Here is a 12046-nt window from a genome sequence, read left to right as displayed (position 1 = left end):
TAACTCATCAATATTCCTTAATAATTGTTTATGTATACTAATCGAATGGTAATCCTGAGTTTTTACAAAAATTCATTTCCCTTTCTGACGGTACAAGACGAATTGAAGGAGTATTCAATGGTAAGCCTAAAACGTATGACTTGAGAAGTAAAAAGTTCAGTGTAATCATGGCCGGAAACCCATATACTGAAAGTGGTGAGCGATTTAGAATTCCTGATATGCTTGCCAATAGGGCAGACATTTACAATTTAGGTGACATTATTGGAGACACGAAAGACTTATTTGAACTGAGTTTAATTGAAAACTCATTAACAGCTAATTCAACTTTAAGTCAGTTGAGGAATAAATCAATGGATGACTTATACGCCTTAATTAGACAGGTACAAACTGATCAACAGGCAGAACTTAAAGCCTCTCATAGTCAACAAGACCTACAAGACTATTCTTCCGTTCTTGAAAAAGTAATTAAGGTAAGAGACACGGTATTGAAAGTTAACGAGGCATATATCAAAAGTGCTGCAATGGAAGATTCTTATAGAACTGAACCCGCATTTAAATTACAAGGTTCATATCGAGACATGAATAAATTGGTTGAAAAGATTGTTTCTATTATGAACAACGATGAACTAAAACGACTACTTCACACGCATTATGAAAGTGAATCACAAACATTAACTGGACAAGCAGAAGCCAATCTATTAAAATATAAAGAACTGAGTCAGACCTTAACGGATAATGAGGAAAAGCGCTGGGAATCGATCAAAACAACGTTTTTGAAAAACAATAAATTGAAAGGTCTATCCAATACGAATGAAATGGGACAAATCATTTCACAATTAATGGATTTTAATAATCATTTAAGTGGTATTCAAAATGCCCTTAAAAAACCAGAATAACAAAAGAACCTAAGTTCGATATATTAATAAAACCCAGATACTGAAGTCTTTGGAGATATCGATCTTAGGTAAAGAAATTAGCCTTTTATACTTAATTCGGCACTAAATAAATCGTTTTTTCATTTGGATTGGTAACATACATCGTTTCATATCCTTCCTTACTGAAAGATACTTTGCTGTCTGGACAGCCTTTCACTGCGCCCGTCATTCCACCATCAATTGCATAGCTTCCACCTTCTGCAGAATAAACTTCACCATCCATTCCTTCTTCTCCTCGAACGATAACACTATCGATGGGTTCATTTGTGTTTTTATCTAGGATAATACCACTCGCTTCTTGTCGGCATTCGCAAGAGAAGAAAGCGATTGAAAACAGTGAGATTGTTGCTAATTTAAGTGTTCGTTTCATATTATATACATTAACATTATTAGATTTAAAACTATACGAATATGCCTTCCAAAGGGTTGGTGATCAGACAAAAAAAACGGCAACCTTTCGATTGCCGTTCAATATATTCTATAGTCTTAAATTACTTCAAGGTCTATTTTTTTGCTCTTTTACGTGCATTTTCATCTAAAAGAATCTTACGGATTCTCAATGAACTTGGTGTTAGCTCAACATACTCATCAGATTGAATATATTCAAGACTTTCCTCCAATGACATTTTAAGCGCTGGTGCAATTCTTACTTTATCATCAGCTCCTGAAGAACGCATGTTAGACATTTTCTTAGTCTTCGTAACGTTAATTACCAAGTCACCTTGTCTAGTGTTTTCTCCAATTACCTGACCTCCGTAAATATCTTCATTAGGATCAACGAAGAATTTACCTCTGTCTTGTAAGTTATTCAAAGAATAAGGAATAGCAGCACCTTGCTCCATAGAGATCAAAGATCCATTAATACGTCCAGGGATTTCTCCTTTGTACTTTTGGAACTCAACAAATCTATGGTTCATGATTGCCTCACCAGCAGTTTGCGTTAATAAATAGTTACGCAATCCGATGATACCTCTTGAAGGAACAATAAAGTTAACAATCATACGGTCACCTTTCGCTTCCATATTTGTCATTTCACCTTTACGTTTCGTTACCGCTTCAACAGCAGTTCCAGAAAATTGCTCTGGTAAATCAATTGTCAATTCCTCAACTGGCTCACATTTTACACCATCAATTTCCTTGATGATTACTTGTGGCTGACCAACCTGCAATTCGTAACCTTCACGACGCATTGTTTCGATCAATACAGACAAGTGCATTACACCACGTCCGAATACCAACCATTTATCTGCTTTTTCAGTTTGCTCAACACGAAGTGCCAAGTTTTTCTCCAACTCTTTATTCAAACGTTCTTGAATGTGACGAGATGTTACAAACTTACCTTCTTTACCAAAGAAAGGCGAATCGTTAATTGAGAACATCATACTCATTGTAGGCTCATCAATTGTGATTGTCTCCAAAGGCTCTGGATTTTCAGCGTCACAAATAGAATCTCCGATTTCAAAACCTTCAATTCCTGTTACCGCACAAATATCACCTGGTTGAACGCTGTCTGCTTTGATACGCTCTGTACCTTCGTAAACAAACACATCTTTAATCTTGTGTTTCTCTTGTGCACCATCACGTTTCGTAAGTACGATTGGCATTCCTGGCTTAATTTCACCTCTTTGTAAACGACCAATAGCGATACGTCCAACGAAAGAAGAAAAGTCTAATGAAGTAATCAACATTTGTGTATTTCCTTCTTCAATTTTCACTGGCGGGAAATACTCCAAAATTGTGTCCAAAAGTGGTTCAATAGTATCTGTTGGCTTTTTCCAATCTTTAGACATCCATTTGTTCTTTGCAGAACCATAAACAGTTTCAAAATCTAATTGATCTTCATTCGCTTCAAGCTCAAACATCAAGTCAAAAACTTTTTCATGAACTTCATCAGGAGTACAGTTGTCTTTGTCTACTTTATTCACAACAACTAATGGTTTCAAACCAAGTTGCAATGCTTTTTGAAGAACGAAACGCGTTTGTGGCATTGGTCCTTCGAAGGCATCAACCAACAAACAAACACCATCAGCCATGTTCAATACACGTTCTACCTCACCACCAAAATCGGCGTGACCAGGAGTGTCAATGATGTTAATTTTTGTTCCTTTATAATTTACAGAAACGTTTTTTGATACGATAGTAATCCCTCTTTCTCTTTCTTGGTCATTACTGTCCATCATCAATTCACCTGCATTTTCACGATCTCTTTCGCTAAATGCTTCTCCTGCTTCGATTATACGGTCAACCAATGTTGTTTTTCCGTGGTCAACGTGCGCGATAATCGCAATATTTCTAATTTCCATTTTTAAATGTATCTAGTTATATAAGTGTTTAATTATCTTCTACGGCTTCTTCCACCACTGCGTCCACCTCTACGGTCTCCGCCACCACGTCTGTCTCCACCGCGACCACCGCCACGATTTCCGCCACGACCTCTTCCGCCGCCGCCTTTCGACTTCTCTTGTGTTTTTTCGATGTTCATGCTTTTCCCTTCGAAATCTGCACCATTTACTTGGGCTAAGATTTTATCAGCATCTGCTTTGTCTGCATCAAAAAATGAAAAGGCTGGCATAATATCAATTCTACCAATCGTGTTTGATTTTAATCCTGTAGCATCACATATTACACGTAACAATCCACCTGGATTTAAACCATCTTTATCACCAAGTGAAACAAAGAAACGTTGTTTGTTGGCATCAGTTTCTCTTCTTCTACCGCGGTCTTTTCTATCTCTTCCTCTATCATCACCTCTGTCAGATGCTTTAGCATTTAAGTCACCAGCTTTCTTATAATAATCTAAGAAACGGTTAAACTCAGCAGAAACGAATTTTTTAATCACTTCTTCTTTAGATAACTCTTCAAGGTCTTCTAAAATATGTGGGATAAATGGAGCAATCTCCTCTTCGTTAACTTTAGTTGCTTTTACTTTATCGATCATTGATTCCAACTGAATAGCACAAATTGCTTCAGGTCCAGGAATCTCAGCAGCTGTAAATTTCGAACCAATAATCTTTTCGATTTGGTTGATTTTATACTTTTCACGCGTGTTGATCAAAACTAAAGATTCACCAGTGTTTCCAGCACGAGCTGTACGTCCACTACGGTGTGTATAATTCTCTACCTCATCCGGTAGATTATAGTTAATTACGTGTGTAATATCGTCAACATCAATACCACGAGCAGCAACATCAGTTGCAACAAGCAATTGAATACTTCTGTTTCTGAACAAGTTCATAACGCGGTCACGTTGTGCTTGAGATAAATCTCCGTGCAATGCTTCAGCGCTATATCCTTCTTTCCCTAATTTCTCAGCAACCTGTTGTGTTTCTCTTCTTGTTCTACAAAAAACAAGTCCAAAAATTTTCGGGTTGAAATCAATTAAACGTTTCAGTCCAGCGTAACGATCTCTTTCTTTTACTGTGAAGTAAATGTGGTCAATGTTGGAATTTCCTTCATTTTTGTTACCTATGCTCACCTCAAGAGGGTCAGTCATATACGTTTTCCCAATTCTAGCCACTTCTTTTGGCATTGTTGCAGAAAACAACCACGTACTTTTCTCGTCAGGTGTAGCACTCAAAATGAAATCCAAATCTTCTTTGAATCCCATGTTTAGCATTTCATCTGCTTCATCGAGTATTACTACTTCAACTTCGTCAAGCTTAATGGCTTTACGTTTAATCAAATCACATAATCTTCCTGGAGTTGCTACGATAATAGACACTCCATTTCTGATGTTTTTAATTTGACGTTGAATATCTGCACCACCGTAAACGGCTTCTACTTTAACACTTTTCTCGTGTTTAGAATAGTTCGTTACATCTTTTGCAATCTGTAAACATAATTCCCTGGTTGGACAAATAATTAAGCCTGTTGGATATTTTCGGCTTTCTGTAATTCTGTTCACTAATGGTAATCCAAAAGCGGCAGTTTTCCCGGTTCCAGTCTGAGCTAATCCTACAAAATCACTCTTAGACTTGAGTAAATGTGGAATCGCTTCTTGCTGAATTGGCGTTGGCTGTTCAAACCCCATGTCTGTAACAGCTTTGACCACTTGGCTTCTCAGCCCTAATTCATTAAAGGTCATACTTTTATTTAAAATTTGGCTGCAAAGGTACGACAATAAATATGGAATAAAGATTTTAAGGTTTTTTTATTCCTTATTTTATTAGTTCAAATCACAAATTGACACGAACAAAAGGTTCAATATTAAGCTCAATATTTGAGCTTTTCATGTTTCAACAAAACAGAAAACACAAAATCCTTAACCTCATCAAAATGGAATCGGGTCGGCTCATATACTGAGGTTCGAACCCTTCTACCTTTTTCCAGAAGAATGAATCTTCAACTTTTAACGCGACAAAGTTTAACCACTGATTTTGAGGGAGATTATGAGTTATGAAATAATTGTTAAATTTGATGAATTGAAAATATGCAAAACACTATTGTCCGATTAAATAAACTTTATTCTAAAAATATAACTTTAGCTCTTTATACTTTGTCTTTTTATTTAGTCTTGTCATTTTTTAAAGGTCTTCATGAGCTCGCTTTGTTTATGTTCATTTTTTTCTTGATAAAAAAACGAAACAACCGACCAAAGGAAGCTCACGAACACAATTGATATAAACAATGGTGAGTAAAAAAATCAATGGAATTCCAAGGCGAATGCTGCGCACCATGAGATTTTCTTATGCTACATGCTATATTTCTCAAAGAGAAATGCAATTTCGCATGAAAACTCATTTTCGCTGTGGAATCCCAAACGCTCCGAATCCATCATTTATGATAAAACTAGCCATAAACGCGTAAAACTATTTGCTTTCCTTTAATAGCAACAAATTGATAATATGACAAAAACTTTTCCGTACAACAATGATTACCTTTTTTCATATCTTACAAAGTGAGCCAGAAATGCTTCTCGATCCCAAAATCATTGAGCTTCTAAAGAATGAAATTGAGATTGGCAATATGCCTAAAGACCTGCTTCTTGGAACACTTAAAAAATGGAAAAAATTCAATGACATTCCTGAAAATAATGGAGCTCAAGATTTATCAGCAGATATACTTAAGTTGTATCATCAAGCGATTAAAAAATTAGAGGATTTGTAGATTCAACTATTCAATGGAGTAAAAAACCTAAAAAAACTATATTCAAATGAATATAGAATAATTCTATTCTCCATCAACACATTAAATCAATAATAATGTACCCCTTAGAACCCTAATTTTACTCATTACTGAGAATAATGGTCTAATTTGGCGATACAAAAATCTACAATTCGTACCACAAACGCCCATCTACAAGTAGTAAGCTCCCCTACTAAATTTCAGTGAAAAATAATTTCAACAAAAGTGTCGAAATATATTTTTAGACTAATCTAAATTATTAGTTTTACAACCATAAATATATTTCAAACTTAAAAAATGAACACAAAACATATTCAAGATCTATTTTTTCTTATCATGATTATAGGGATAAGTATGGTTGGAAAAGCCCAAACAGGAAGTATTAAAGGAAAAATAACGGCAAATGGGGAACCGCTGCCTAAAGCAAGTCTTTATTTACCGGAATTAAGCAAAAGTGAAAGAACAAATGTGAATGGAGAATATACAATCACAGGCCTTAAAGAAGGTATCTACAAGATTAGAATCAGCTATAATGGACACATTGCTATTGATGAAACCTTTGAAATAAAATCAGGTGAAGTCAAAGTGATGGACTTTGAGATGACAGAAGATGTGCTTCAATTGGAAGGAGCAGTTATTTCAGGAACAAGAAAGCAAATTGAAAAATACAATACCCCAGTTATTGTCAATACAATTTCAAATAGAACTTTTGAAACCACGCAATCCTTAACAATTTCGGAAGGATTAAATTTTTCTCCAGGTTTAAGAATGGAAAACAATTGTCAAAATTGCGGATTCAATCAACTCAGAATGAATGGACTTGAAGGTCCATATTCTCAAATCCTGGTCAATAGTCGACCAATATTTTCAGCTTTGGCGGGTGTTTATGGCTTAGAAATGCTACCCGCAAATATGGTAGATAAAATTGAAGTTGTACGAGGTGGTGGTTCTGTTTTATATGGAGGAAATGCCATTGGAGGATCAGTAAATATCATTACCAAAGACCCCATAGTTAATTCGTTTGAAGTGGGAATAAACCAATCTTTTATAGATTTTGACACACCAGACAGAACAATTACATTAAATGGTTCAATTGTAAGTGATGATTTCAAGAAGGGAATAACAATATTCGGATACAATAGAAGTCGAGATCCTTGGGATGCCAACGGAGATGGTTTTTCAGAAATGACAAAGCAAGAAAACAATACATTTGGTTTTGACGCTTTTTGGAATACTTCAGAAAGAAGTAAATTGAAACTTGGATTGTATTCAATAAGCGAATTCAGAAGAGGAGGAAATAAATTTGATTTAGAACCTCACCAAAGTGACATCACAGAGCAACTGGACCATAAAATATTAAGTACAAACATATCATACGAGCAGTTTTCAAAGAATAAAAAACACAAATTATCCGTTTATGGCTCTGCTCAATTTGTAAATAGAGATAGTTATTATGGCGCTGGAGGAAGCGTTTTAACCGAAAACGACACGATAATTTCTCTTGATGATATTATTGCAATCAATGCCTATGGAAAATCTAAGGACATATCAACAGTTGGAGGATTACAATATAATTATGAAATCAACAAAATGTTTAATTTAACTACTGGAGCAGAATATCAATACAATGATGTAATGGATGAAATGCCTGGATACGAAAGAACGGTTGATCAAGAAGTCAAAACGATCGGTTCTTATGCACAATTAGAGTTTCGTCCAATTGAAAAATTAACCTTCTTACTTGGAGGAAGATATGACCATATTGATATTCTAGGGAATTACCAATTAGGATCTGAGGATTTCAATGATGACAAAAGCTTTGATGTATTCGTTCCTCGATTATCGGCAATGTATGAAATCAATAAAGATTTAAAATTCAGAGCTTCTTATGCTCAAGGATATCGAGCACCACAAGCATTTGACGAAGACTTACATATAGAATCTGTAGGTGGTGATGTTCGTTTTATTAGTCTTTCACCAGATCTAGAAATGGAAAGATCTAACAGTATTACAGCCTCTCTAAATTACAGTAAAACATTAAAGAAAACTCAAATGAATTTTGTTTTGGAAGGATTTTATAATCAATTGAACAACCCTTTCATTTTATCAGGACAAACAGCCTTACCGACAGGAACTTCAGTAATTGTGAAAAGAAACGGTGATGGAGCAAGTGTACAAGGAATCAATTTAGAAGCTAATTTTGCAATTGGAAGTAAATTCATTTTTCAATCTGGAGCTACAATTCAATCGGCAACTTATTCAAAAACTGAAGAAATTTGGGCTCCTGAAGACTCTTCAGACCCAACTCCTGCAACAACGACAGACCGTCTTTTGAGAACACCTGATGCGTATGGATACTTTACCATTTCATACAAACCTACAAGGTCATTAAGTTTATCGTACTCAGGAGTGTATACAGGAACCATGGAAGTTCCGCACGTTATAGATATAGATTCCGAAAGAACTATCATTGAAGAAGCACCTTCATTCTTCGAACACAACATAAAAGTTGCATATAATTTCAAAATTGAGAAAACTTACAAAATTGAACTTTTTGCAGGCATTCAAAACATCTTCAACAGCTATCAAACTGATTTTGATATTGGAGCAGAAAGAGATGCTGGATATGTCTACGGACCTTCACGTCCAAGAACACTTTTCATGGGATTAAAAATGGGGTTAAATTAAATTGCTTTTTTAATCATTCAAATGCCATCAAAGCAATTTAGCGCTGGTCAATGAGTAATCATTTACCGGCGCTTTTTTTATTTTGAAACTCATCGCTCAACGATATTTCACCTTATTTATCACTATTCACCACGCTTTCCAAAAAACAAAACCCTACTTTTGCATTCTTGAAGCGAAATATGGAAGAACTGGATGAAAATGGACTGAGTAAGTCTACTCGAATTTTACTATTGGTTGGAGTTTTAATTATCTCTCTAAATCTTAGACCTGCCCTCGCAGCGATTGGTCCGTTGATTGAACTCATAAGTGCAGATTATCAATTAACTGAAGCCTTATTGGGATTATTGACCACACTTCCTCTTATCGCATTTGGAGTAGTCTCTACCATCACCCCAGTTTTCACTAAAAAATTCGGCATAGGAAATACTCTATTGGGTTCATTAATATTGCTTACCTTAGGAATAATCATCCGATCTCTTGGAGGAATATTCCCGCTATATTTCGGTACTATATTACTGGGAATTGCCATTGCGTTTGGAAATGTACTTATTCCAGCACTAATTAAGCGTAATTTCCCACATATTGCAGGATTGGTCACAAGTCTTTATACAGGAGTAATGTCGTTAGGTGCGGCATTAGCTGCAGGCTTGAGTTTCCCTTTAGCAACAGAATTCAATCTTGGATGGAAAGGTTCTTTGGCAATCTGGTCTGCGTTTTCAATTCTGGCAATAATTATTTGGACACCAAACATAAAACGTATCAAAAGAGTACCACCTAGAAGAAGTTTCAAAGTTGCCATTAAAAAATTAAGTGGTTCATTATTGGTTTGGAAACTGGCGCTTTATATGGGGCTACAATCTTTCGCCTTTTATACAGTATTGGCATGGCTTCCTTCAATATTGATTGGTAAAGGCATGGATGCAAATTACGCTGGATGGATGTTATCACTTTCGCAAGTTACTGGAATTATTGGAGCAATGGTTATCCCTATCTGGGCAGGAAGAAGAAAAGACCAGCGTTTGGTTATTCTCGTTTTGTCTATTATTGAAATCGTTGCTTTGACTTGCTTAATGATTCCTGAAATTGGAATTGTTGAACTTTGGGTAAGTATGATAGGAATTGTTTTAGGAGGTACTTTTGGATTGGCGTTATTGCTAATCGTTTTACGTTCCAATGATTCTGAAACAGCTGCCGAACTTTCTGGAATTGTTCAGTCAATTGGTTACTTTATTGCCGCAACAGGTCCTTTTGCTGTTGGTGTAATTTATGATCTTACACATATATGGAATTATGCAATTCTCCTCTTAATTGTTGTTGGAATCCTAAAATTAATTTTGGGGATTGGTGTAGGAAAAGACCAAAAAGTATAAATTCTCCTCAACAATAAGTAATTTTATCCCTATGCGAAATAAAATTACATTGCTGCTCTTTGGTCTCATTTTCAGTTCAACATTATTTGGACAAAAATTCTCAATGAAAATACTGGGCGGACTAACTTCTAGCCAGATCAGTGGAGATGGGATATATGGCTTTGCACAATTTGGAGGAATACTTGGTGCAGAAACAAGTTACAAAATCAAAGATCACCTATCAGCCAGTATAGGATTACAATTTAATCAAAAAGGCGCAAGGAATTACCAATCTTCTTCTGTATATAGCGCCTACCGGTTGCGAGTAAATTACCTCGAAGTTCCATTCACACTAAATTATCAAATTGATCGCTTTACAATCAATCCAGGGCTTTATTTCGGTGTAAAAATTAACCAAAAAGAACGTAACACTTTTGGAGCAATTGAACCTTATCACGAATTCAAACCATTCGATTTTGGTTTGCAACTCGGGGTCGCTTATACAATCAATGACAATTGGGATGTAGAAGGACGATTTCAAAATTCAATACTTCCAGTTCGCAATCACGCCAACGAACAAGCCTATCCACCAGCACTTTTTGTATTCGGAACTTGGCATCAAAAAATGTTGAGTCAAGGTCAGTTTTTCACCAGCCTCAGTCTCGTCTTAAAATACAGGATCTAAATTCCTCTCCTTAAAACTCTCCTTATCCCTATTATTCTTTCTAAAACCTTCTCTCAAGAATCATCTTCCTTTAACTCTTTCCCACAATTCTAAAAGTAATTTTTTTCCATCTGCCATATCCTTTTCAGTTTCGAGGAAATTTAATGTACCATCAGCATTTTCAATGATTTTATATTGGAAAACAAAATTTTCGGCATTATCATGGGTACTTAGCAAACCGAATCTCAAGTCATTAAAAAACAATTCTCCATGATCTTCTGTAATGGTGTACCAACCTTTAGAAATATGGATCATTCGTTTCATTTTATCTTTTTCCATCAAATGACTGGCCAAGTGATGATTTTTTGGATAGTGTGAAAAACGAATAGCACTATTATCAAAAAAGGAATAGCTCCCAATTAAAAATTCATTTTCCCTTTTCACATTAGCTGACCAAAGTATGGTATTCATTGGCGCAGGCTTCGTATCAATTTCTTGGTAAGTAATATTTTGTTGATCCAAAGCTTCTGTAAATTGATAATAAGAAAGTCCTTTAAACAAGAAAGTCAGTGCTAAATAAGAAGTACTAATAACAAGACCAGTTCGATTATAAAATTGACGTTTCGGGGCATCCTTTTTTTGAAACATTGCCAAGATTAAAAAGGTTAAGAATGGCAATGTATAGATTGGATCGATTACAAAGATTGTCTTAAACGCCAATCGAATGTCGAGCGGCCAAAAAAGTTGAGTTCCCCAAGTGGTATGCGCATCCAAGATAGGGTGCGTAAACAATGCCCAGAAAAATAATTTAGTCCAATCTTTATAGGATTTATAGGCATCAATTTTAGCAATTAAAAATCCGAAAATGGGTGCGAATATGATGGAGAAAAGTAAGGAGTGGGTAAAGCCTCTGTGTATTTCCAATGCCGTAACAGAATCCACAAAAAAGGATGAAATCACATCTAAATCTGGAATAGTTCCCGCTAAGGCTCCATAAAACATGGCACGATTTCCTACTTTTTTACCGAGAACCGCTTCTCCAACTGCTGCTCCTAAAACGATTTGTGTCAATGAATCCATAAACTCTTATTCCTAAAATTTTGATTGCTAAACTAAGCAATAAAACAACGAGAAGTACAATTGGTTTAGAATGAATTATGATGGAAATAAAAAAACTCAAAAAAGACTGGGTCCTTCGTATAACACGTGACATTAGTCTTTTCTGAGTTAACTCTGCAAGAGAACATTTGTTCGTTAAAATTGAACCCCTTCAATAAAAACCCAAA

At 35.5% G+C, this 12046-nt stretch carries 8 protein-coding genes and 1 pseudogene; 5 read left to right on the top strand and 4 right to left on the bottom strand.

Annotated elements, in window-relative coordinates:
- Nucleotides 1–50: 50 nt before the first annotated feature.
- Nucleotides 51–896: pseudogene (locus DXU93_RS12110) on the top strand (DNA repair ATPase); the annotation flags it as partial.
- Between the two features lie 91 nt (nt 897–987).
- Here DXU93_RS12110 and DXU93_RS12105 read toward each other — a convergent pair.
- From DXU93_RS12105 to DXU93_RS12095, 3 genes are all read right to left on the bottom strand, one after another.
- Nucleotides 988–1305 (bottom strand): hypothetical protein, encoded by a 318-nt coding sequence (locus DXU93_RS12105; RefSeq protein WP_116881562.1) that lies wholly within the window; start codon nt 1303–1305, stop codon nt 988–990.
- Between the two features lie 133 nt (nt 1306–1438).
- Complete coding sequence (typA, locus tag DXU93_RS12100) at nt 1439–3238, bottom strand: translational GTPase TypA (RefSeq protein ID WP_116881561.1); 1800 nt, start codon at nt 3236–3238, stop codon at nt 1439–1441.
- A gap of 32 nt (nt 3239–3270) precedes the next feature.
- Nucleotides 3271–5019, bottom strand: a complete 1749-nt coding sequence (locus tag DXU93_RS12095) for a DEAD/DEAH box helicase (RefSeq protein WP_116881560.1) — start codon at nt 5017–5019, stop codon at nt 3271–3273.
- 785 nt (nt 5020–5804) lie between these two features.
- On the opposite strand from DXU93_RS12095, the gene DXU93_RS12090 reads away from it, so the two are divergent.
- From DXU93_RS12090 to DXU93_RS12075, 4 genes are all read left to right on the top strand, one after another.
- Nucleotides 5805–6041, top strand: a complete 237-nt coding sequence (locus DXU93_RS12090; RefSeq protein WP_116881559.1) for a hypothetical protein — start codon at nt 5805–5807, stop codon at nt 6039–6041.
- Nucleotides 6042–6356: 315 nt separating this feature from the next.
- Nucleotides 6357–8747 (top strand): TonB-dependent receptor, encoded by a 2391-nt coding sequence (locus DXU93_RS12085; RefSeq protein ID WP_116881558.1) that lies wholly within the window; start codon nt 6357–6359, stop codon nt 8745–8747.
- 179 nt (nt 8748–8926) lie between these two features.
- Entirely contained in the window at nt 8927–10117 is a 1191-nt protein-coding gene (locus DXU93_RS12080) for a CynX/NimT family MFS transporter (RefSeq protein ID WP_116881557.1), read from the top strand.
- Nucleotides 10118–10148: 31 nt separating this feature from the next.
- A complete protein-coding gene (locus tag DXU93_RS12075; RefSeq protein ID WP_116881556.1) occupies nt 10149–10781 on the top strand; it encodes a porin family protein in 633 nt (210 codons plus the stop codon).
- A gap of 60 nt (nt 10782–10841) precedes the next feature.
- Here the strand turns inward: DXU93_RS12075 and DXU93_RS12070 are convergent, their stop codons facing one another.
- Nucleotides 10842–11840: a metal-dependent hydrolase gene (locus tag DXU93_RS12070; protein WP_116881555.1), complete on the bottom strand. Its 999-nt coding sequence runs from the start codon at nt 11838–11840 to the stop codon at nt 10842–10844.
- Between the last annotated feature and the right edge of the window lie 206 nt (nt 11841–12046).

Source organism: Brumimicrobium aurantiacum, assembly GCF_003402975.1.
Taxonomy (GTDB): Bacteria; Bacteroidota; Bacteroidia; order Flavobacteriales_D; family Crocinitomicaceae; genus Brumimicrobium; species Brumimicrobium aurantiacum.
Note: the sequence above shows the minus strand (reverse complement) of the source record. Positions and strands in the feature narration are given on the sequence as shown.